General features: G+C 69.9%; 19 protein-coding genes and 1 pseudogene. 1 reads left to right on the top strand and 19 read right to left on the bottom strand.

Annotated elements, in window-relative coordinates:
- The 15 genes and pseudogenes from OM076_RS38790 to OM076_RS38720 all read right to left on the bottom strand — a co-directional run.
- Nucleotides 1–253 (bottom strand): annotated as a pseudogene (locus OM076_RS38790) (DUF1254 domain-containing protein); the annotation flags it as partial.
- A 24-nt stretch (nucleotides 254–277) separates the two neighbouring features.
- On the bottom strand, nucleotides 278–1,864 hold the full coding sequence (locus tag OM076_RS38785; protein WP_270045558.1) for a DUF1254 domain-containing protein: 1,587 nt from the start codon (nucleotides 1,862–1,864) through the stop codon (nucleotides 278–280).
- Between the two features lie 177 nt (nucleotides 1,865–2,041).
- Nucleotides 2,042–2,515 (bottom strand): GFA family protein, encoded by a 474-nt coding sequence (locus OM076_RS38780; RefSeq protein WP_270045557.1) that lies wholly within the window; start codon nucleotides 2,513–2,515, stop codon nucleotides 2,042–2,044.
- 25 nt (nucleotides 2,516–2,540) lie between these two features.
- On the bottom strand, nucleotides 2,541–2,750 hold the full coding sequence (locus OM076_RS38775; RefSeq protein WP_270045556.1) for a hypothetical protein: 210 nt from the start codon (nucleotides 2,748–2,750) through the stop codon (nucleotides 2,541–2,543).
- Nucleotides 2,751–3,056: 306 nt separating this feature from the next.
- Nucleotides 3,057–3,476 (bottom strand): DUF6325 family protein, encoded by a 420-nt coding sequence (locus tag OM076_RS38770; protein ID WP_270045555.1) that lies wholly within the window; start codon nucleotides 3,474–3,476, stop codon nucleotides 3,057–3,059.
- Between the two features lie 189 nt (nucleotides 3,477–3,665).
- Nucleotides 3,666–4,196, bottom strand: a complete 531-nt coding sequence (locus tag OM076_RS38765) for a hypothetical protein (protein ID WP_270045554.1) — start codon at nucleotides 4,194–4,196, stop codon at nucleotides 3,666–3,668.
- Between the two features lie 78 nt (nucleotides 4,197–4,274).
- Entirely contained in the window at nucleotides 4,275–5,933 is a 1,659-nt protein-coding gene (locus OM076_RS38760; protein ID WP_270045553.1) for a SulP family inorganic anion transporter, read from the bottom strand.
- 49 nt (nucleotides 5,934–5,982) lie between these two features.
- Complete coding sequence (locus OM076_RS38755; protein WP_270045552.1) at nucleotides 5,983–6,195, bottom strand: DUF6458 family protein; 213 nt, start codon at nucleotides 6,193–6,195, stop codon at nucleotides 5,983–5,985.
- 2 nt (nucleotides 6,196–6,197) lie between these two features.
- On the bottom strand, nucleotides 6,198–6,698 hold the full coding sequence (locus OM076_RS38750; protein ID WP_270045551.1) for a DUF1269 domain-containing protein: 501 nt from the start codon (nucleotides 6,696–6,698) through the stop codon (nucleotides 6,198–6,200).
- Nucleotides 6,699–6,894: 196 nt separating this feature from the next.
- A complete protein-coding gene (locus OM076_RS38745; protein WP_270045550.1) occupies nucleotides 6,895–7,506 on the bottom strand; it encodes a hypothetical protein in 612 nt (203 codons plus the stop codon).
- 83 nt (nucleotides 7,507–7,589) lie between these two features.
- Nucleotides 7,590–9,617, bottom strand: a complete 2,028-nt coding sequence (locus OM076_RS38740) for a hypothetical protein (RefSeq protein ID WP_270045549.1) — start codon at nucleotides 9,615–9,617, stop codon at nucleotides 7,590–7,592.
- 184 nt (nucleotides 9,618–9,801) lie between these two features.
- Entirely contained in the window at nucleotides 9,802–11,133 is a 1,332-nt protein-coding gene (locus OM076_RS38735) for an RNA polymerase sigma factor (protein WP_270045548.1), read from the bottom strand.
- Nucleotides 11,130–11,498 carry a hypothetical protein gene (locus tag OM076_RS38730; protein ID WP_270045547.1) on the bottom strand — a complete coding sequence of 123 codons (369 nt, stop codon included), beginning with the start codon at nucleotides 11,496–11,498 and terminating at the stop codon, nucleotides 11,130–11,132. The genes OM076_RS38735 and OM076_RS38730 overlap by 4 nt, the downstream gene beginning before the upstream one ends.
- 98 nt (nucleotides 11,499–11,596) lie before the next feature.
- Nucleotides 11,597–13,405, bottom strand: coding sequence for a type IV secretory system conjugative DNA transfer family protein (locus OM076_RS38725; protein WP_270045546.1), 1,809 nt, complete (start codon nucleotides 13,403–13,405; stop codon nucleotides 11,597–11,599).
- The gene (locus tag OM076_RS38720; RefSeq protein WP_505017728.1) at nucleotides 13,402–14,211 is read right to left on the bottom strand and encodes a replication-relaxation family protein; all 810 of its coding nucleotides are present in this window, start codon (nucleotides 14,209–14,211) and stop codon (nucleotides 13,402–13,404) included. The genes OM076_RS38725 and OM076_RS38720 overlap by 4 nt, the downstream gene beginning before the upstream one ends.
- Before the next feature lie 405 nt (nucleotides 14,212–14,616).
- On the opposite strand from OM076_RS38720, the gene OM076_RS38715 reads away from it, so the two are divergent.
- Nucleotides 14,617–14,901, top strand: coding sequence for a hypothetical protein (locus OM076_RS38715; RefSeq protein ID WP_270045544.1), 285 nt, complete (start codon nucleotides 14,617–14,619; stop codon nucleotides 14,899–14,901).
- A gap of 4 nt (nucleotides 14,902–14,905) precedes the next feature.
- On the opposite strand, the gene OM076_RS38710 is transcribed toward OM076_RS38715, so the two are convergent.
- From OM076_RS38710 to OM076_RS38695, 4 genes are all read right to left on the bottom strand, one after another.
- On the bottom strand, nucleotides 14,906–15,310 hold the full coding sequence (locus OM076_RS38710; RefSeq protein ID WP_270045543.1) for a hypothetical protein: 405 nt from the start codon (nucleotides 15,308–15,310) through the stop codon (nucleotides 14,906–14,908).
- Nucleotides 15,307–16,137 (bottom strand): ParA family protein, encoded by an 831-nt coding sequence (locus tag OM076_RS38705; RefSeq protein WP_270045542.1) that lies wholly within the window; start codon nucleotides 16,135–16,137, stop codon nucleotides 15,307–15,309. The genes OM076_RS38710 and OM076_RS38705 overlap by 4 nt, the downstream gene beginning before the upstream one ends.
- 226 nt (nucleotides 16,138–16,363) lie before the next feature.
- On the bottom strand, nucleotides 16,364–17,248 hold the full coding sequence (locus OM076_RS38700; RefSeq protein WP_270045541.1) for a hypothetical protein: 885 nt from the start codon (nucleotides 17,246–17,248) through the stop codon (nucleotides 16,364–16,366).
- Between the two features lie 1,805 nt (nucleotides 17,249–19,053).
- Nucleotides 19,054–20,394: a choice-of-anchor Q domain-containing protein gene (locus OM076_RS38695; RefSeq protein WP_270045540.1), complete on the bottom strand. Its 1,341-nt coding sequence runs from the start codon at nucleotides 20,392–20,394 to the stop codon at nucleotides 19,054–19,056.
- Nucleotides 20,395–21,101: the final 707 nt, after the last annotated feature.

Below are 21,101 nucleotides of genomic sequence, written 5' to 3'. Positions count from 1 at the left end.
GCAGCTCCGAGAACATCAGGATCTCGTTGTCCTTGGCCCCCGCCTCCTGCATGCCCTTGCGCAACGCGTACGTCGACGCTCCCGCAAAGCCGTTGAGGAACACATTCAGGGCGTGCTGAAAGTCGAGATGGTCATACACCAGGTCGCTGGTCTCACGGCTCGGAAACCCGTCGACGTAGTCAAACGTCCCGAGCCGGCTCTCCACCTGCGGAGGCGTCGAGATAGACCGAAACGTCTCGGCGGAAACGGTCATTTGGTTACTCCCTGACGTAGAGGCTTAGCGCCCGTTCGGGGCGGAATGTCCGTTGGAGCTGGCCTCGAGCGGCTCGATCTCGCTCGGCCGCCAGGTCTTGTCAAAGAACGGCTGCAGTGGGTTGTAGAGCCGCAGGATCGGCCACCAGCCCTTGCCCGGAATCGTCTGGAGCCAGTTGTTGTCCTTGCCCTCGGGCGCAGTCGGCCCGAAGTAGAGATCGGTCGTACCGTCCGGGTTGGTCTCGACCGTGCCGGACTGGCTCCCGAGGCGCGGGAGGTGTTGATCGGTCTCGAGCATCGAACGCGTCTGGCGGTCGTACAAGATCACCGACCAGAAACGCGACTCGGGGATGTCGGCGGGAAGCGTCAGGCGATAGTTGCGGCCACCGTCGAGGTAGGCGCCGTCGCTGCCGCGCATCGCGTAGATGTACTGCGAGCCGATGCCGGTGAGGCGCATGCACATCGCCGGCGTGGCGCCGGTGGCCATGTAGAAGAAGTTGGTCCGCGAGTCGAGCTTGCGAGCACCGTCACTCTTGGCCAAAACCACCCCGCCGGGGGTGATCTGCGGGGGCGGGTCCAGGAACTGGTAGCCGCCGACGAACAGCGCACTCTGCCATTGGGAGCCCGGGTAGAACTCGAAGCCTTCCTCGGGCCGTGCGGCAAAGGTGACGGTGCGCGCCGTGGCGTTGCCCACCACGGCCGCGTCCTCGAGGATCTTGCGCATGCGCTCGTCGGGATCGAACAGCTTGCCGTGAACGATCCCGACCGCCGCGAGCAAACCCAGCAACTCCGGCTCGCCCGACTCAGGCGGCTCCTGCTGCACCAGCTCGTCGATCGTCTCCCAGAACCCGAAATCGTTCGCGAAGATGGTGTTGAACTCCAAGCCCGACGCCTCGACGAAGCGCGTCTCGGGCGCCGTCTGCGGCGCGCCGAGCGGTGTGCGCCCGGCCAGGAAGCTTCCGACGGCCGTGCCCTGCGCGCCCGGCACGTAGCGGGAGACCCGGAAGCCGTTACGGATGGCCTCGACCGGGACCGTCGGATCGTTGTCGACCATGAACGCCCGGCCGATCACCGTCACCCTCCGCGTGCGGGCATGGAAGACGTGGAAGCCGCTGTCGGGCAGCGGCCCGCGATACCCAGGCCCCACCAGCAGGTACTTCCCGCCCTCGCCGCGATCAGGTCCGGGCAGGCCGATGTCAGTGACCCACTGAAACCACATGTCATCGATCGTGCCGAGGATCCCCGACGGTACATCGACGGACGGCACGTCGAGCACCATCGGCCCATCCGACAGGTCGACGAACCCCCAGAAGTACACCGTGTCGCAGTTGCCGGTCAGGAACACAGACGCCGAATCCATCAGCTCCGAGAACAACAGGAACGTGTTGTCCTCGGCGCCCACCGACCGGAAACCACGCCGCGCCGCGACGAGCGAAGCCCCCGGTATCCCCCGGAGAAACGCCTGCACCCCGTGGACGAAGTCCAGGTTGTCGTACAGCAACGCGGCCGTCCGCTCAGACGGGGCGCCATCGTTGAACTCAAGCGTCCCCAGCCTTGACTGCACCGTATCGGGGGTGTGGATCGAGGCCTGCGAACCAGCCGTCGCACTCATCTGAGCCATCTCCTCTTGTCCACCGCCCGGCCGTCCGAGCAGCTCCAAAAACGCTATGTCGCGGGCCGTCCCGGCGCCTCATCCCGACTGGACGAAACGCACCCGAATCTCGCCCTGAGCGCAGGCCGCGACATCGGGACCGGGCGCAACAGGCCCGACGGCTCGATCTTCATCCCGTCACAGTCGCTTCCCGCCGTGTGATGTTCCGTCGTAGTCGTGATGCCCGCCCGGCATCGAGAGTCCCGAGACGTTCAGCGCCCACGCCGCCCCGTACGCTTCGAAGCCGGCAATCACCGGCGGCGGGAACGTCGGGTCCGTGAAGGCGCCGACCGCGGCCCCGAGGAAGCCCGGTGCGATGGTGAGGTCCCAGTAGACGGTCGAACCGCATTCTGGGCAGAAGTGATACGTGGCCCCCGCGCTGTCACAGGAGCGAAACTCGGATGGCTTCCCGCTCTCGCTGGGAAACGTCCACGTCGTCGATTCGCCTTCGATCGTCACGTGCTCGATCGGAAGTCGCGTTTGCACGCCGAACATGCTGCCCGTCCGCCTCTGGCACTCGTAGCACTGGCACAGGGACACACGCTCTGGGTCGGGTCCGTCGTAGGTGACGCTGAGCTTGCCGCAATTGCATGACGCCTTACGCGTGGCCATTGGCCCTCCGTTCTGATGTGCGTGTCTACGTCGACGCGACGACTGCTTCAGGTGTGTTGCGCAGTCCACGAGCGAGCTCGCTGTCGTCGCTCCGAACTGCGATCTCGGCCGTTGCGTCGCCGGTCCTGACGCGCACGACGACCGGGTGATCGCCGAGCCACTTGACCTCGTTGACGCCGGCCGCCTGCGGTTCGTCGACGCCGTCGATCGGGATCAGCTCGTTGCGGAACGGCATGGGCGCCTTCGTCCAGACGAAGACGTCCCGAACCCCGTGCCCGTACCCGCGGTGCCACTTCGGCCCGAGACCGTCGATCCCGCCGCCGGTGACCCGGATCGCTCCATGAAAGGCGCCCGGCCGACGCTTGACCCACGCTTGCGTGACAGCACGAGCGCGAGCAATGCGACGACGACGATGAGGTCGACGCCAAGGATGGCGAGCAGTGCGATGAGCATCGGGCACCTCGTGGTCGTGCGGCCGCGATAACGATGATCGATCGGTCTCGCGTCGGCATCATCCCGACGGGACGAAGCCCGCGAGGGGTTAGCTGGCCCGCGCGAGCTCGGTGACGATCGCCTGCAGGTCTTCGGGCCCGAGCAGGCCCTGCGCGAGGACCCCGCCGCCGGTCGACTCGATGGCTTCCGCCAGGTCGCGCGCCCACACGTGCTCGACGAGGATCATGCCCGCGGCCTGGCCCGGCTCCAGCTCGTCGCCCACGCCCTCGATCTCGCGTCGTGACACGCCGAGCGTCAGCGTGCCCGCCAGCGCCCGGAGCTCCTCGCTCTGGATGTCCATCGTCTGCAGTTCGCCCGTGCTCGGGTCCTTGCGCACGAACAGCACGTCGAGCACGCGCAGTGAACCGCTGGCCTCGATCGCCTCGATCTCGGTGATGATGCGGCCCTCGTAGGTGGCGTTCCCGGGGAAGCCAACGGCAATGAACTGGACGGGTCCGATGCTGGTCATACCGCGATGATCAGTCCGCCGGCGGCGCTGCGCATCCTCCCGAGTGGATGATCGTCGCCGGGCGATCCCGGCGACGATCGTGGTGGTGACTAGCGGCGGCGAGCGACGCGACGTGACGTGCGGCGCGCGACTCTGCGTGATCCGAACATACGGTCCTCCTGAGTGGTGGCTTGGCGGGCGGGCGAAGGGTTACGCTGTCTCGAGCGCGGCGAGCTCGTCGGCTTCCTCGCGCGTGACCAGTCCGACCTCGACCAGGTCGAGCGGGCTGATGAACGCGTCGCCGAGTCGAGATCCCCCTGCGCGAGCGACCGCGTCACGCAGGCCCACGGCCCAGTGGTGCTCGATCAGGATGAGCGCCGCCGCCGTGTCGTTCGGGATGTCTTCGAGGACGTCCCACGCATCCTCGTCGGTGAACACGCTCACCCCGTCGGCCGCCGCCTCGGCACCGGCTTCGGCGCCGGCGACGAATCCGTCCTCTCCTTCGATGCCGAGGCCGACCAGCGCGCCGACGACGCTGCCGAGCTCGATCGCCTCGTCCTTGGAGAGGTTGCTGAGGTGCGCCACCTCGAACTCGCCGTTGGCATCCTTGTGTACGGCAAGCGCATCGATGACGCGCACGGTGTCGCTCTCACGCAGACGTTCGAGCTCGGCGATGATCTCGCCGTGAAACTCGGGGTGATCGAAGCCGAGCACGATGAGTTGCACAGGTCCGATGGCCATTTCCATCTCCTCCGTTCGGTTGCGGGCATCGTGGCGCGGCAACGGGAGATCGGCGTCGTCCCGATTGGATGAACCTGGTCACTTCGCCGGCGCCTTCGCACCCTCGTCGAGCCAATGCTGTGCCTCGCGGTAGGCCGCATCGGATGAGTCGCCGATCACGTCCGTCGCAGGGAACACCTTGACTTCGGCGTCGAGGTGCTCGCGCCCCGTCCGCCGGAGCTGCTTGACCAGCTCGGGTGCCGTGCCGCTGAGGATCAGGCGGCCATCGACCTCGGCCAGCCGCCCGGCGTAGCCATCGAGCACGACCAGCGAGGACGCGCCGAGCTGCGTGCGGCCGCGCAGGCGCAGCACGACCACGGGCCGCTCCGCGCCGGCGGTCTCGGGAAGCCGCGCGGCCAGGGTCTTGGCCCCGGCGTAATACAGACTGCCGTAGACGTCGAGCAGGGTCACGGCGTGGCTCGGAAGCCGCGCGGGCACGTCGGCCTCGGCGAAGCGCCCGTCGTCGCGCGGCTGCAACCGGACGACCTTGAGGTCCATCGCCTCGCGATTGAGTTGCAGCAGCAGCGAGAGCGCGACGCCGATGCCGACGGCCGCGGCCACGGGCAGGAAGATCGTCGCCACGACCGTCACGCCGAAGGCGATCTGCGAGCTGCGGCCGGTGCGCAGGATCGTTCCGATCGCACCGCTGCGCAGCGAGCCGGCCGCGGCGTAGATCAGCACCGCCGCGAGCGTTGGCATCACGACCCGGCCGACGATCCCCGAGAAGACGACCAGGATCGCAAGCATCCACAGACCCGAGAAGATGGACGCCCAGCGCCCGCGCGCGCCGGCGGCGACGTTGAGTGACGTCTGCCCCACCGACCCGCCCACCGGCTGCCCGCGGAACAGCCCGGAGGCGACATTGCCGACGCCCTGGGCGATGAAGTCGCGGTTCGCGTCCGACGCGCCGCCGTCGCGGTTCGGTGCCGCCTCGCTGACCCCGACGCCCTGGACGAGCACGATCACCGCGACCGACAGCGCGCCGACCAGGATCGTCGGATCGAGCGCCAACGCGAGATCGGGGAGGTGCGGCAGCGGAACGCCGGTCGGGATCTTGCCCGCGTCCTCGACGCGCGCGATCGAATCGACCGACAAGGTCAACAGTGTCGGGATGACCAGCGCGATCACCGCCGAGAAGGCGGACAGCCGCGTGCGCGCGAGGCCGATCAGCAGCACGAGTGCCGCGGCGCCGGTGAGCAGTGACGCGAGTTCGATGCGCGACGGGTGCAGGACGACGTCGAGTGCCTTCTCGAGCGCGATGTCACCGGTCGCTTTCGCGCCGGTGAGGTCGGGGATCTGGCCGAAGATGATGTTCGCCGCGACGCCCGTCAGGAAGCCGATCATCACTGAGAACGAGACGAACCGGGTAAAGCGACCGAAGCGCAACAGGCCGGCCGCGAGCATCACGGCGCCCGCCAGGACCGTCAGCATGAACAGCGCCTCGGGCCGCTTTTCGGCGTCGAAGCCCGCAACGGCCGAGCCCGCCGCGAGCGCCGCGGCGGTCGTCGTGGTAATCACCATCAGCCGCGTGCTCGCCGTCAGCCCACCGCCGATCGGCCCGGCGAAGCTGGCGTAGAGCCCGTAGACGGGGTTGACGCCGACCAGCACCGCCGACGCCATCCCGTCGGGCACGCTGCCGACGGCGCCGGGCACGCCGGCGATCGCGTCCTGGCGCAGCGTGCCTGGTTCCGGACGCACGGAGCTCAGCCACCGGCCGGCGAACCCGAGCTTCATGAGTGGTCGCGCATCACCGATACGTCGCCGACGGTGGCGGCGGCGGGCCGGGCGCGGCGCGGCGGTTCGCGAAGTAGAAGTACAGCGAGATCACGAACCCGATCCCGCCGATGACCATCAGAATCGTGCCGACGACCTGGATGTCGATGCCGGCCAGCGTGGCGGTGACCGCGAAGTGCAGGATCGCACCGACCGCGATGAGGAAGAGACTGGCGCCGAGGCTCATGGCTAAACCGCCGCGGCTTGGTGCGACGCGAGCGTGGTTTGCAACTGCGCCTCGGCATCGTCGCTAAGCGAGCTCTGGATGACGTCGCCGCCGAACTTGGAGATCTCCGGCAGGACCTTGTCCGGCGTCGAGCGGTGCACGAGCACGATCAGCGCCGCGCTGCCCGGCTCGAGCTTGGCGCCGAGCTCCTTCAGGAACTTGTCGTCGACGCCGACGTCGGCCATCGCCCCGGCCGCGCCGCCCGCCGCCGCCCCGATGGCCATGCCCACCACCGGCGCCAGGAAGAGCAGGCCAATCAGTCCGCCCCACAGCGCGCCGCCCGCGGCCCCCGCCGCGCCCAGCTTCGCGCTCTGGTGCAGCTTGACCTTGCCGTCCTGGTTGCGGCTGACGATCACCGCGTCCTCAAGCTCGATCGTCTTCTCGGTCTGCAACCGCGACAGCGTCGCGAGAACATCCTCGGCCGTTGCCTGGTCCGGATAGGCGATAGCGATGAGGTTGGCCATGCGGCCCCCTTTCCTGGGATGGAGTCGTCGCAGCTTGCGCCGGGAGCACCGGAACGGCATCGTCCAAACTGGACGAACCAGCCCCGCTCAGCATCCGTGGCTGCCGCACCTGCGGCGCACGGACGCCGCTATCCGATGCGGGAGCTCACGCCTCCGGGACGCCACTCGCGCGCGATTTGGCTCTGCCGCGGGAGTGTCAGCACGACACGAGAAGATGGAACGGTGCCGGTGCGGGCGCGCCCGTGCCGTCGTATGTCTTGACGAGAACGCTCGCGCCGCCGGCGGAGGCCACGCCGACGCGGCCGCCCGCGGGTGGCTGTTCAGTCGCGCCGCCATTGCTCGCCGCGGCGAGTGTCGCGGCGTAGATGCACGTGCTGACGTCGCGGGTGAACTCGACGGTGTACTCGTTGCTCCCGCCCGGGTGGTTCACGTTGTCGCGCGCATTGCCGCCGACCTTGGCTCCGCCGGAGTTGACGGCTGCGGTGAGACCGGTTCCCGCCGGACCTGTCGCGCCGGCTGGACCTGCGGGCCCCGCGGGTCCGACGCCGCCGCGCAGGCTGGAGCGTGTGCTGACGGCGAGGTCGCGCAGTGCGATGGTGCGGTCGCGGATCTCGCTGCTGCCGACTGCGCTGCTGCGGATCTCCGAGGAGCCGACCGCGTTGCTGCGGATCTGGGTTGAGCCGACGGTGTTGCGACCGAGCGTCGCTGCGGCGTAGCTAGTCCCACCGAGCGCGACAAACAGCGCGAGTGTGGCGGTGACGTTGGCGTAGGACAGCCGCGCGCGCAGGCGGGCGAGCGATCGGGTCATGAACGACGACTCCTCATCGGTTGGTGCACCCCTGCCCGCACGATAACTCTGGGAGGGCGGGAGTTGCGGATCGGGCCGGTGGCTCATAGGCCGCGGACCTGGACTCGGACCGCGCGCGAAGTGCCGGTGACGAACGGGAAACCGGGCTGCTGCCGGATGCGTGCGCGGAACTTGAAGCTCGCTCGCCCGCGAACAGTTTCGAAGCGATACCGGTAGGTGTAGCGGCCAGTCTTCGCGCTGGCGCGAGGCTGGGCGAACGTGCGCCACTGTCCACGCGAGCGCACCTGGAGCTCGACGAGGGCTCCGGTAGGCGGGATCCAGCCGCCGGCGAGGCGACCGCGGAACGTGACATATTCGCCGTTGACGACGTTGCGGCGGCTCGGCCTCAGTGTGCTCGAGGCGCGGACTCGTAGGGCGACGTCGTCGTTGCGCCCGCGGACTGTCGGCGTGCCGGCGTACCGGAAGCGGATCGAACGGGCGGGACCGCGGCGCGCCAGGTACGAGAACCGGCCGGTCCGGGACGTGATGACCGTGCCGACACGTGCCCACGGTGCCCCCGTGAGCTTCAGCTGGCGCCAGATCTCGATCTGCGCGCCGGGCATCGCGGTCCCGGAGACGGTCAGACGCCCGTAGAGGCGGGTCGAGCGTCCGACGCGCACGTTGGGCTTCGTCACCAGGTGGTAGCGACACGTTCGCGTGTGGCCGTGCCCATGGCAGGTTCGCTTGCCCCGGCGTCCTGTCGTCAGGCGGCTCGCGAGCCGGATCGGCAACTTGATGGTCGCCGGGTCGCCGGTGGTTGTCCGATCGTTGGAAGCCTCGAGCCCGGCGGCGTCGGTCACGCGCGCCCGCAGGAAGTACAAGCCCTTCGGCAGGGTCTCGTCGTCGACGACTGCGCTCAATCCGCCGGCCGTTACGTCGGTCGGCAGCGGTTGCCACGCGGTCTGCCCGTCGCGGCGAGCCTCGACGCTCCCACCCGCCAGTCCGGACAGTGAGTCGGCGGCCTGCATATGGACGCGAGTGGGGTCGTCAGGAGTCGGCGGCGTAAATCCCGTTGCGCTCGGAGGCGCGTCGTCGAAACCGAGGCCGTCGAGCTCGACGGCCTTTGCCGGCTGCTCGTTGCCGGCTTCGTCGACGAGCCAGAGCTTGACGTCCCACTGTCCCGTCTTCGGCAGCTCGAGGTTGTCGATGCTCGTCAGGTCTCGCTTCGAGCGGGTGCCGGTCGTGCATTGCGCGAGCAGCTTCGAGCGCGCTTCCGCCGTGCTGTCGGAGGGGACGTCGGGGCAGAGGGTGTATCGAGCGGCGGCGATCGGCGCCGCGTTCTGCGGTGGGTTGCGCCACGTGATCGTGAACTTGTTGCTGGCTCGCCATCCGACGCCGCCGGCGGCGGCGACGTCCAGCGGCGCAGTCGGAGCGACCGTGTCCACGTAGAAGGTTGAGCTGCCGGTCGTGATGACGTTCCCTGACCCGTCAACGACTTGTGCCGCCACGTCGTGCGGACCGTCGGAGAGGCCGTTCGTTGGAACGCGCACCTCGGTTGCTCCGTTTGAGCACGGCACCTTCTGACCGGGGGTGCACTGCCGCGCGGCGCTCGCGACGACGGCGCCGTCGATCAGCGCTCGGACACTTTGGATGCCGATGTTGTCGCTGCCGTCGACGACGACCGTCTGTGTGCCGCTCTTCCAGCCGCCGGAGAGCAACGAGCCGCCGGTCAGCCGGCCGGTCGGGAGGCCGTAGTCGTTGAGCGTCACGCTCGCGTTGCTCACGTAGATCTGGCCGCCGAGAGCGCCGTTCGAGCACGCGCTCGCGCCGCACCTCACGCTGAGGATCACCGGTCCGCTGTTGAACGCCGGGTACCCGCCGGCGAACCCGGCGCTCGAGCCTGGGCAGGTAAGACCAGGACAGCCCACAAGTACACGGGCGCTGGTCCCGATCGTGTAAGCCGCGGCTTCCCACCCATACAGGCCTTGGAGGCTTCCCTGGAGGTCGACCTGAGCGACCGACGTGCCGTCCGGGGGATCGAAGCGCCAGCCGCCACCGATCCCGTTTGGCGTGGCGAAGCTACCGCCGACGTTGCGAGCCCACAGCTCTGGGCACGCGGGATATTCGGTCACGTATCCGCTCGTGTCTCCCCACGACGTCCAGACGCCGCAAGTTCCCGAAACCGTGTACGGCAATGCGTCGGCCGATGGGCTCGCGGCGGCTAGCAGCGCGAGACTCAGCACGCCGGCGGCGAAGAGGTGCGCTGCGCGTCGCAGGTGCTCTCGTTGTTGGGGTCTCATGCGGCTCCTCGTCCGGTCATCCGAATTCGGCTGCTCCCGGTGCGGCGGGCACGGGTGCAGGTGCGGCTGGTGCGTTGGGCTGGTACGACGGGTCGAACTCGCTCGCTCCTCCCGGAGCGGCGTTCGATGGTGCGGGGGACGCCGGGGCTTGCTCGTGGCTCCGCGGGCCGGTCCCGCCCTGGGTGGACTTGGACTGCGAAGCGCTGCGCTTGGACGTCCGCTTCCGCTGGATGGCTACCGCCGGCGTCGGAGTCGGGGTCGGGGCGCCGTGTGGGAGGCGCGACTCGGGCGCGGCCGGGGACGGGGTTGCGGTCGGCGTCGGGGTGGCGCGCGCCGGCGACTCGGGTGTCGATCTGATCGGGAACACGCCCGTGGCGACGCACGCGCACATGGCCCCGAAGCACACCGTCGCGAGCTTCGCGAGTGCGGCGCCTCCGATGCCTCGACCGGCGCCGCTCGTGAGCAGCTGCCCACTGGTCGGTTCGTGCGAGAGGAGACGGGCCATCCAGTCGGGGAGCCACTCGCGCAAGCCGCCGGTGAGCGAACGACTCCGTTCGTCCGCGGCGGCGGGAAGTAGCACGACGACCTGGTGATGGAAGCGCGCGCCCTGGAGGTACCGGAGCTGGCGCGCGTAGTCGGCGGTGCAGGTTGGGCAGCGCTCGATTTCGAGGTGCACGCGCGCAGCGAGTTCTCGCCCGCTGACGGCGTCCTCGGCTTCGGGGTCGCCCTCGGCGAGGGCGGCGACTGCTGGCGCGAGGTAGCCGCACAGCCGTCCGGCGGCGTAGATCGTCGCGAAGCGTTCGTGCTTGCCGGCGATCGAGCGTTCCGCGGAGCGCACGGCTCCGAGTGGAAGTCCGAGCTCACGGGCGATGGCCTTGGCGCCGAGCGGGCGACGGCGCCCGTCGCGGTGCTGGCAGAGGAAGACGTCGCGTTCCTCGGGCTCGAGCAGGGCTGCGAAGTGCAGTGCCGCGGAGAGCTCCGCGCGCACAAGCGTGTGGTCCTCGGGTGTTGCGTCGGTCCCGAGCTCGTCCAGCGAGGCGATGTCGGCGCGCTGATAGCCGGCGCGCACGGTGTTGTATCGACCCTCGTGTGCACGCGCGACCCGCTTGGTTGCCGCGTCCCAGAACAGGTTCTCCAGTTCGCGCTGGGAGTTGATCGTGCCGTCGTAGCCGACCGAGACGAACTGGATGGAGTCGTCGACGATCAGTACTCGAAGGTCGTCCGGCAACGCTCGCGCCGAACTGATCTTGTGCGGCAGGCGCGCACGCAAGCGATCCCGCTGCGCCGACAGCGCTCGAGCGCGCCGTTGCGCGTCCCAGCCGACCCGTGGTGACTCCAGCGCGCTCATGCGCGGGCGGCTCCGTGCTCGAGCTCGACCACGAGTGCCTTCAGAGCGACCAAGTCGCCCTCGTCCGGCCAGCTCGGCGAGACGACGTCGGGCAGCTCGGGCGCGGGTGTGCGGACGACGACGAGCGACGCCAGAGCGGCGATCGCTGCCTCGGCGAGGCCGGGCGATCGACATTCGAGGCGGGCGAGGTCGCGGGCGAGCAGCCGACGGCTGAGCTCGCGCGCGCCGCGATGGACGAACGCGCAGAGTCCACAGAGCCGGTCGCCGCGTGCCGCGGGAAGCGGGCAGTCGGCGGTCGCGCACCTGCTCGGCGCTCGGGCGGGCTCTGGCGGGACGATCAGTCGGAGGTGGGCGGGACGAGGCATACGCGGCTTAAGCCCGCCGAGCCGCGCGCGAGCGCAAGCGAATGCCGGCGCGCCTTCGCGCGGCCGTTTGCCATGTGCCTTGCCTTGAAGTCCTGCTGTCACAGCGCCTCGTCCACCTCCTGTAGGTGGATGTCGTCGCGATCTCGCCCCCCGACCCGCCCAGTTGGCGCGTCGACGCTCGCCGCCAGACTGAGCGGACCGCACGGCGCGTGCAGTCCGTCCGGGCTCACCGGTGGCTTCGAGTGCTCTGGAAGCTCCGCCATGCGGACGCGAACACGTTGCGGTCCCGGCCCGAGCGTGCTCCAGATGTAGGCCTCGCCGCGCGAGAGGGTGCGAAGGTCGTCGGGACGCACCAGGAACTCCCGGACGCGCCGGCGGCTGCCGACGCCGTCGGTGCCGGCCCCACCGCGCGACGTGCGGGCGGTGGACTGCCACAGCTCGCGCGTGCCCATCAGCCTCGACAACCAGTCGCGCGACTCCGGCGAGCTCTGCAGATGAAAGATGCCGCCGGCGAAGTTGTCCGCGAGCGCGTCGAGTAGCGCTGGATTGCCCGTCGCGGCCGCGAAGTCGGTCACGCTCTGCGTCGTCACCGCGACCTGACCGCCACCCGAGCGTGCGCGCTGCAGCAAAGCGAGTGCCCGCTCACCGGCTCCCGTGCTGAGGACGCCGCCGAACTCGTCGATGAGCGCCGCCCACTCGACGCCTTCCGGCAGTGTCAGCGCAGCGGCGGCCGCGTCGGCGAGAAACAGCGTGGTGATCGCCCGCGCCTCATCGGGCAAGTCGTCCACCCAGGTGCGTACGAGCACGACCGCGCCGGCTCTCAGCGCGGCGGGCAGGGCGATCGCACCACGCTCGGGATGCGGTGTCAGGACGTCTCGCCATGTCTCCCCGGCGGCGACGCGAAGTCGCAGGATGCCGCCGGTGAGATCCCTCCTGGCTTCAGGGCTGGCGAGCACCGCGCGGTGTTCGCGGAGGCGCCGGACGATCTCGCTGCGTTCGTCGACTCGGTCGCGGACCAGCTCGAGCAGCTCGTCGAACTTCGACAGCTGGGCCGCGTCTAGGAGCAGAGGGATGTTCGCCGGCCACAGGCCGGCGGCGTTCAGGCCTGCCGCGACGGTGCCCAGGTGGATCTGCAGGAGGTCGGCGTAGTAGCGAGCGTTGCCCTCGCCCGCGCCGATCGGTGCGACGAGCCGGGAGACGACCGCTCCGGTGTCCTCGCTCCAAAGGGGGTTCCATCGCGACGAGGCGGGGGAGCGGGGGTCGAAGAGCACGAACGGGCGTTGTACGAGTCGAGCGGCGTCCTCGAGATCGCGTGCCAGCCCGCGATCGCCCTTCGGGTCTGCGACCAGCACCCCGACCCCATCGCCGATGATCCGCGCCAGCAGCCAGCGACGCGCACTGACGGTCTTGCCCGAGCCCGTCGCGCCGACGATCAACAGATGCTGGCCCTCGCGGGACGGTACGCGTCCGTCATCCCCGTCGGACATCGGGACGAACGGCTCATCGTCGGGCCAAGAGCGCTCGTGGACGAGCTCGCCCTGATTGGCGATCAATGTGCGCTCGCCCGATCGTCGTCGGGCCCGATCGCGCATTGCCGTCCACGCCATCACGCGGGAACTCTCGAAGTCCCGCAGCTCGCCCGTGGCTCCCAACGCCGCGAGGCGGTATCGGCGAGCCAGCGAGGCCGCGACCACGCCAGCCGAGGCGGCGGCGCCTGCCGCTGGCAACAGCCCGAGTTGTCCGGCTGCGAGGGCGCCGAGCCACGCGGCGATACCGGTTGGAGCCAGCGCGTACAGGTTCCATGCCGACAGGCGCGTGCGGCGGTGCGCCCACCATGCGCCCGCTGCCCCCGCCACGCCGCCACCAAAGAACGCGCCCGCCAGCGCCCCCATCTGCGAAACGTTCATCGCTCCGCCGCCTCCGAGTCAAGTGCGCCAGCGCGCCCGCTTCCGACCGCCTCGCCGATGGGCGCTTCCGAGGTGGATTGCTCCGGTCCGTCTGGCCGGGGGTCCCGCCGCTCGCGCGTCAGACGGCGGACCTCAGCCTGGACGTCCACGAGCGAACGGGTTCGGAAGCGACGCTCGGGCAACGCGACGCGGCGCGCAGAGCGATTGACCGCCTCCAGGACGTCGGCACGATCAGAGACGTAGATCAGCCCGCCCGCTATCCGGCCCGACGCGATCGCCTCCTCGTGGCCGGCGAGGATCGCCCGCAAGCGCCGCGGCGACTTGTGCGAGAGCTCCACCTCGACGGCAACTCGGGAGCCGCGCATCACCACGCCGATGTCCGGCCGGTGGCGGCCGCGGCTGGCGGCCCAGACGACCGGGATCTGCCACTCCGCGAGCCCGCGCAGCTCGCAATCGCTGACCCACTCGCGCCCGCGGAGCGTCAGCAGCGCCGCAACCCACGAGACCGCCCGCGCGTGCCGTAGTCCCGAGCCATGGGTCGCGCCGCTGCGCACGTCGCCCTTGTCGGCCCCGACCTCGCGCCGGCCCGACGCGGTGATCGCGACCACACTGCCGTCACTGTCGTAGCCCCGTGCGATCAGACCCGCGTCCGCGAGGCGCGCGAGATGCGAATACGTCGCGCTGCGCCCGAACCCGAGGGCCAAACCCAACGGCTCAACGCCCGCGACCTCAAGCCGCGAAAGCCACCGCAACGCCTCAAGACTCCGCGGCCCAGGCCCACGCGCAACTCCACCCCGGCCACTCATCGCCGCGCCTCGCTACCGCACGTCCAACGTGCGTCGCCATCCCTCGCTCTCGCCGTCGCAACACGCGCTCCGCGCTCACCTCGCCGCTTCGCGCTTCCACCGCGTTTGTCTCCGTCCTCGTGTACTTCGGCCCTTGACGTTGAAGTTGTTGTCTCTCCTCTCCCTCTGTCCCTCTGTCCTTCTGTCCCTGCACCACCTCTCAGCCCGTCCGCTGATCCCCCACCACCGCTTCTTGGGGGGACTGGATCCGACCCCGATCGCTCCAGTGAAGAATGAACGTGGGGCGGGCGGGGTCGGATCCAGGCCCCCCACCAACACCGCACCAGACAAGGGATCAGCGGACGGGCGCTACGGACTCCAGTCCACAGCAAAATCCATAGCGCCCAACCCGGGTAGACACGGACTGTGCGTCGCTTCTTCAGCCGCCTCGCCGTGTATTTCGGGCTCGAGGACGACCCGACTCGAGTTCCCGAGGTGCCGTGGTCAGAACTGTCGCCGCTGCGGCGCGTCGTCCATACGATCACCGCGATCGCGTACTTCGTGATGGCGATCTTCTTCGGCTGGTCGCTGGCCGGAGGGGAGGACTCGATCCCAGCCGCCGTGAGCGTCGCCTCGTTGGTCGCCGCGCTGATCGTCCTGGCCGACGCCGGCACACGCTTGTACGCGCAGTTCCGCGGCCGGACCGAGTAAGACGTCATCGCTCGCTCTCCCGGGGATCTGGCGACCGGCTATCGCCCTGCAGCGCCGACCGGGCGCGTGCGGTCATCTCAGTGAGGTCGCCGGCCTCGACGCCGTCCATGTCGATTTCGCGCTCGCGCAAGAGCTCGATCGCGGCGGCGAGCACGCCGGTGGCGACGAACTTGCTGCCGAGCGTGCGCGGCTGACCGGTCCGCCTGGGCCGCGAGAGGCTGCGCAGGAACTCCACGTCGCGCTCGTCGAGCTCCACGCCTTGCCGCAGGCGCTGTTCGCGATGGGTCGGCGTCGCCTCGACGCGTGCGGCCGGCTCGGAGGCGCGACGGGCGAGACCGCCGGTCGCCGAGCTCGTTCCGAACAGGCCGGAGATGGCGGCGCCGGCGTCGGCACGTTTGATCGCGCTCATCGGATGACTCCGGTCACGAGGTCCAGCCGCGCGCGCACGGCGAGTTCCTCGGCGAGGGCTCGGTAGTCGTCGCTGACCGGGTGCTCTGGGTCAAACTGGCCGACGGCCATGCCCGCGGCGTGTGCGTCGCGCACACGAGTGCTCTGCCGGATCGTGCCCCGGCAGAGCACTCCGCCGGCGCGTTCGCCGAAGAGCTCCTCGAGCTGGTCGCGGATCTCACGGGCATGTCGCGTGCGCTCGTCGGTCTGCGTGCCGACGATCCCGAGGTAGCGCAGCCGTGGGTTGTCGTACTCGCGGATCTCCTCGACGGTCTCCATCAGCACCGCCAGGCCAGCGACCGAGAGGAAGTCGAGCTGCGTCGGCACGAGCACACTGCCCGCGGCGACCAGAGCGTTCATGGTCAGCGACGTCATGCCGGGCGGGCAGTCGATCAGGACGATGTCGAAGCGCTCGTCGACGCCCAGGCGGCTGAAGCCGCGCTTGAGCCGTTGACTCACACCGCCACGGCCAGCCTCGCCGAGGGCGCGTTCGGCGGTCGCCAGCGCCTTGCTCGCCGGGATCAGCCACGTGCCCCAAGCCGTCTCGTGGATCACCGTCTCAAGATCCGGCGTGTCGCCGAACTCCTCGGGCATCAGCAACCGGCTCACCGTGCGATCCGGAGGCGTGTCGAAGCCGAGGCGGGCGAGGACCTCGAGCGAGGACTGCGGGTCAAGGCCGACCTGCAGCACCCGCGCTCCGCGCTCGGCGAGCGCGTAGCCGACGTCCTTCGTCAACGTCGTCTTGCCGGCGCCGCCCTTGCGGTTCAAGACCGCGACGACGGCGCTCATCGCACTGGTCCCGAGATCAGCAGGTGCGCAGCTGGGCACCTGCCCACATGCGTGGATGGGCGCCTGCGCGGCAGCCTAAGTGTGCAGGCGGCTGGCTGCTCACGTGCGGTGCAGCGCAGACGCGCGCACGGGTGGACGAGGGGCTGCACCGATGTCGAGGCGCTCCTCAGCGCAGCTGCGCACCTCGAATGGCCGGCACAAGTCGATCTGGGTGTGGTCATGGGGGCTATGCCTCCTTGGGGTTGGACGTCGGTGGTTCGTCTGCGGAGATCCGCCAGCGGCCCGCGGCCAGCTCGGCGCGGTAGCGGATTGCGCGAGCGGCCAGGCCATCGAGCTCTTCGCAGTGCTCCGGCTCGATCAGCCGCGGCTGTGCGGTGTCGCGGAGCGCCGGGTGGTGCGCGAGCGCGAGCTCGGCGTTCGGCCAGTCACCGGGATTCGCGCCGGCAACGAGCAGCGCGTCGCGGACACGACCGCGCCGCCCCTCGGCCGTCTCGATCCGCGGTGCGCTATTGCGGAACACGAAACGGCCGCGCGGAGGCTGAGTACGCCTCTCCGCGCGGGCTCGGCAGCGATCGAGCCGGGCAGGGTCGTTCGCGAGCGCGGCGGCGCGCATGCGCTTGGCCAGCCCGAGCAGTCGGGCGACGTCGCCGGCGAAGCGATCAGCTCGGCCGAGGCGACCGAGCGAGCACAGCGCCGCAGGGCCGCTCGCAGGCCAATCGGGCGGCCGTTCCTCGGCGTAGGCCTCGTAGAGCTCGATCGCGCGGCCGGTCTCGGCGACGAGCGCCGGCGAGACCGATCCCGCCAGCCAGGTACCGGAACGCCGCACCATGGCTAGCCCGTGGCGATGCGCGACCCAGGCCTCGCACAACCGGCTGATCGGGCAACGACGTCCCACCGGCCACGACCGAACCGCGCTAATGCGCTGAGTGACCTGCGGTTCCAGGACCTCTGCCCGTGCAGCGAGCAGTCGCTCGCGAGCTGCCAGCCGCTGGGCAACGAGGGCGTCGAAGTCTTCAGGCGGGAGGGCCCTCCCCTCCTCGGTGCCCGCCGTTGTGCGGCCTTGGTCAGCCCGGGGCGTTGTCGGACGCGCCGCGCGCCTGCGCGCGCCCATCTCGGCAGCAAGCGCTTCTTCGACTGTCGCCGATTGCGCTGGTGATTGCGCGTTTGATCTCTCACTCTGCGCCGTCGCGAGGCTTCGCGATCGCGGCGGAGAGACCACTGAGAGCGCCGACGTAGGAGGCGCTCCGAAGGGATGCGTCAAATCTCTAGGGAGAGCTCGACGCGCGGCCGCACTGGCGATCTGAGCCTCGACGCGTGCATGGCGCCCCCGCTCGTGGTCGCCGACGGAGCGAGCGAGCGCAGCGCGTGCTCGACGTCGCGCTCCTGGAACACCACTACGCTCGTGGATGCCCGCCAGACTTGGGGCTCGCCGGGACGAGCGACGGCGGGCAGCCTCACGCCACCGCCAACCGGCCGCCCGTCGCTTCGCAACTACGAGCTCGTCTCGGGTCGGCTCCGGTGCAGCCAAGAGCACGATCTGCGTTCGCCACCACTTGCCGTCGGCGTCGCGCTCGGGCTCGTGCGCCACCAGGCCGGCCATTTGCAGGTCGTCCAGCCAGCGCTGCACGCTGCGTCGATGCGAGCGCACGAACCGCGCTCGCTCCGCGCCGGCCTTCGGCATCGGCCCCCAGCCCATCACCGGCGCCAACCCCGCGACCAGCTGAGCGATCGACGTCGCGTACCGAGCCGAGCGCTGCGCGTGACCGAGCCGGAACAGATACCGCTTGACCGCGTACGCCCGCGTCTCCAACCGGTCGTCACCGGGCGTGTGGCACCCACGCGCCCGGCGGGCCCGCCCGAGCAAGGCGTTGACCACCAGCCGGCCCGGCTCAGCGGGCAGCGGCTCGGCCGCCGGTCGATACCAACGACGAGACGAGCGTCGAGCACGCGGTCGTGCAGGGGTGCGCTCCAGCGGCACCGCCAACGCCCGAAGGCGTCGCGGCAGCAAGCAGCGCTGCGCACGCGAGCGGACGCTCGCGGCACAGCTGGAAGAGCTCGGCCTGGCCGCTGCGCGAAGGCCTCAAAGGCGCGACGAATCCGCCCCCGTGAAAGGGGTTGGCGATCCGTCCGCAGCGCGGCTACAGTTCGATCTACGTTCATATGTGGGCGCTCACCCCGATCGGGTGGCGCTGAGTGGCCGGAAGGCCGCAGACGGAGACCGGGCAGCCACCCGGTCTTCTTCGTTCTTGCGGCGCGGACGGCGGCGGTCCTCGACACCGCGAGGTCGCGTGAGCTGGCGGGGCGCAGGCCGACCGAGAGTCAGCGTGGCGTTGATGTTTCGCGACACCGGATGAGGGCAGATCGAGAGCGCTCGATCCGGCGCGACGAAGAGCCCGGGGGGGTCCACTAGGACGGTGCGGGCGGCGCCTAGACCAGAGGGGCCTAGACGCCGGCTTCCCCACCGTTGTCCCCACGCGCACTACCGGAGGGCCATTTCTCCCCTGGTAGAGCCAAACGAGCTATGAGGCCGCACGGTCTTCAAAACCGGTGAGCCGTCGTAGCCCGGCGGTGGGTAGGTTCGATTCCTGCGCCGCTCCGCTTCGCCTCTTTGGCTCTGCGCCGCGGTTGTCGGCGCTCGATCGCGCCTCGTGGGTTCTGTCGTCGGGGTCAACGTGGGCCCGCCGATCCGCGGCCGTTCCGGGTCTTCGTTCCCCCGGCGTTCTCCCGAGCGGTGTCGTCGACCTGCGGTCGGCAGGGCTTGCCGTGCCTCCTTACCCGGCCCATCAGCGGAGGCGGCCGGCGGGGTCAACATGGAGTCCGTCAGGACCAGCCGCAGGCCGCCGCGCAGCCGGCCGCGGTCCGCCATCCACGCTCCCACCGCGGCCCCGCGACCTCTGGCAGAACGTCAGGCGCCCGTCAAGTACGCCGCGCGGACGTGCGGCCGATCCGCTTGGCCTTCTTCATGCATGCTGCGCGCCTCTTTGTGGTCTTCACCTTGCGGCAGGCCGAGAGCGCCTGCTCACGCTTGATGCAGGTCGAGCGCGCCTTTGCCTTCAGCCTCCGGCAGGCCGTCGGCACCTGCGGCGTGAACACCGGCGGCGATTGCGTGGACGTTGACGAGCTCGCAGGCGGCGGCGCCTGCACGCCGCCCGAGCCCGTCCCGGGGGCGACCGGGGGCGAAACGGGCGGGCTCACCGGCGGCGAGACGGGCGTGGCGGGTGGCGCGACATACTCAAACGGACCGATGTCTGCGGCGCCACCGAGCGGCCGGGCGTTGCCGTCCATGTCGAAGCCGGAGACGTCCGCGTCGATGACGCCGTTGTCGATTGTCGGGGACCCCGCGGCCGGCCGATAGTCGCCCACCTGTGAGTTCACGAACAGCGGATCGGCGGATTGGTTAGTGCCGCGGTCAACCAGGCTCCCGGTCCCGGCTCCGCCCGGCGCTAGCACCCGTCCCGATCGGAAGTTCGAGTGGTCGACATTGAGGACGCCGCGCGCGCCTGCGTAGTCGCTTAGCAGCACGGCATCCGCCAATGCGCCACGCAGGATCACGTTACGGGCGTCCACCGTGGCCGTAACTGCGCCCCGACAGCCAGCGTGCTGGAGACAGCCCCAGCCGACGATGTCGAGCGCGTCGCCGCCGTAGTTCGGCGCGATCGCCAGCACGTTGCGCAGCCGCAGGTTGTCCGCGTAGGTATGGATCGCGGTCGCCCCGGTGCCGCCCGCAAACGCGAACACGTCCCGCAACAGCGGTGTGGCGCCGCCGCTGACATTTACGGCCCATGACCCGTTGCCGGTCGCGACGACGACGACGTCGGACGCGGATGTGTTCGATTCCATTTCCAGGGTGAATGCGCTGGTACCGGTCTGGGTGACGTAAAGCCTGCGGGCGCTCGCCTGATCTCGCAGAGCGAGCGTGCGAGAGCTGTAAATCGCGCCGGAGTTCGGTCCCACGGGCACCGTTGTGCTGCCGCTGCCGTCGTTGACCAATGTGGGGCGCAGCCCGTGGGCGGGGCCGTGCACCGTCACCTGGTCACGCGCGACTAGCGGCGCTGTCACCGTGTAGGTGCCGGAGGCGATCTCCACGTCATCCGAGCCACGCGCCTCGGCGTTGATCGCCTGCTGCGGCGTGCATGGATCGGAGCGGTCGCAAGAGCCCGTCGGCGACCCGCTGGCGGTAACGAACAGCTCGCGCGCGGACGCGATCGGAGCGGCAAGCAGAAACGTGAGAAGCGCAAGCGCCACTGCGACGGACACACGGACGAGCGGAGAACACGCCGGTGAAGCGGGGGTCAAGGGCAACGGAGGGAGCTCTCGGATCGGATTCACGTTCTTGGAGATCCATCGGCGCGCCATCAACGGGCCCGGGGGAACTTGTGCTCGTGCCGCCGCGGGGATGACGAATGCGATGAATCCCGCGAGGGACGACGCGAATGCGATCGTTCGTTTGCTCAAGGTTTGAATTTCTGTCGTGGGTGGGTTCGGCGATGTGAATCCGCCACGGTCTCGCGGCCGCGTCGAAGTGCACGGCGCGTGCGCGCGGCCATAGGGCGCGGGCAGCACTACCGTGCTGATCTCAGGTACTCCGAGATCGCGACCGCGTCACCGCTGGATCACGAGTTCACCCGGGTGAAACGACCCGGATCGCGCATTGCCGTCGCGGCAGGCTTGTCGGGTCACCACTCCCGCTTATCAGCGGACGACGACGTCGATTCGCCGCAGCCCACGCGGCAAGCAGTCGCCCGCCGACTATTGGCGGTCCGCCTCGAGTGGAAGGCCGGGACGAGCTCCATCGAGCGGTTCGGCGACGAGCTCTTCAGGCGCCGGCCGAACTCGCATCCGGTGATCCGCGGCAACATGGGTGAAGCGGCGACGGTCGGCTCCAGTACGGAGACGATCGTGATCCCGCGAAGTTGGCCGCGGTTACATTTCGCCGTATCACGGCGCGGCGAGGGCGGGTCTGT

This window comes from Solirubrobacter ginsenosidimutans (assembly GCF_027587205.1).
Note: the sequence above shows the minus strand (reverse complement) of the source record. Positions and strands in the feature narration are given on the sequence as shown.

Excerpts from the sequence above, each read along its gene's own strand:
- OM076_RS38705 (WP_270045542.1), bottom strand. The coding sequence starts at position 16,137 with ATGAGCGCCGTCGTCGCGGTCTTGAACCGCAAGGGCGGCGCCGGCAAG.
- OM076_RS38745 (WP_270045550.1), bottom strand. The coding sequence starts at position 7,506 with ATGACCCGATCGCTCGCCCGCCTGCGCGCGCGGCTGTCCTACGCCAAC.
- OM076_RS38770 (WP_270045555.1), bottom strand. The coding sequence starts at position 3,476 with ATGACCAGCATCGGACCCGTCCAGTTCATTGCCGTTGGCTTCCCCGGG.
- OM076_RS38755 (WP_270045552.1), bottom strand. The coding sequence starts at position 6,195 with ATGAGCCTCGGCGCCAGTCTCTTCCTCATCGCGGTCGGTGCGATCCTG.
- OM076_RS38725 (WP_270045546.1), bottom strand. The coding sequence starts at position 13,405 with ATGAACGTTTCGCAGATGGGGGCGCTGGCGGGCGCGTTCTTTGGTGGC.
- OM076_RS38765 (WP_270045554.1), bottom strand. The coding sequence starts at position 4,196 with ATGGCCATCGGACCTGTGCAACTCATCGTGCTCGGCTTCGATCACCCC.
- OM076_RS38750 (WP_270045551.1), bottom strand. The coding sequence starts at position 6,698 with ATGGCCAACCTCATCGCTATCGCCTATCCGGACCAGGCAACGGCCGAG.
- OM076_RS38780 (WP_270045557.1), bottom strand. The coding sequence starts at position 2,515 with ATGGCCACGCGTAAGGCGTCATGCAATTGCGGCAAGCTCAGCGTCACC.
- OM076_RS38710 (WP_270045543.1), bottom strand. The coding sequence starts at position 15,310 with ATGAGCGCGATCAAACGTGCCGACGCCGGCGCCGCCATCTCCGGCCTG.
- OM076_RS38775 (WP_270045556.1), bottom strand. The coding sequence starts at position 2,750 with ATGCCGTTCCGCAACGAGCTGATCCCGATCGACGGCGTCGACGAACCG.
- OM076_RS38785 (WP_270045558.1), bottom strand. The coding sequence starts at position 1,864 with ATGAGTGCGACGGCTGGTTCGCAGGCCTCGATCCACACCCCCGATACG.
- OM076_RS38720 (WP_505017728.1), bottom strand. The coding sequence starts at position 14,211 with ATGAGTGGCCGGGGTGGAGTTGCGCGTGGGCCTGGGCCGCGGAGTCTT.
- OM076_RS38700 (WP_270045541.1), bottom strand. The coding sequence starts at position 17,248 with ATGGGCGCGCGCAGGCGCGCGGCGCGTCCGACAACGCCCCGGGCTGAC.
- OM076_RS38735 (WP_270045548.1), bottom strand. The coding sequence starts at position 11,133 with ATGAGCGCGCTGGAGTCACCACGGGTCGGCTGGGACGCGCAACGGCGC.
- OM076_RS38730 (WP_270045547.1), bottom strand. The coding sequence starts at position 11,498 with ATGCCTCGTCCCGCCCACCTCCGACTGATCGTCCCGCCAGAGCCCGCC.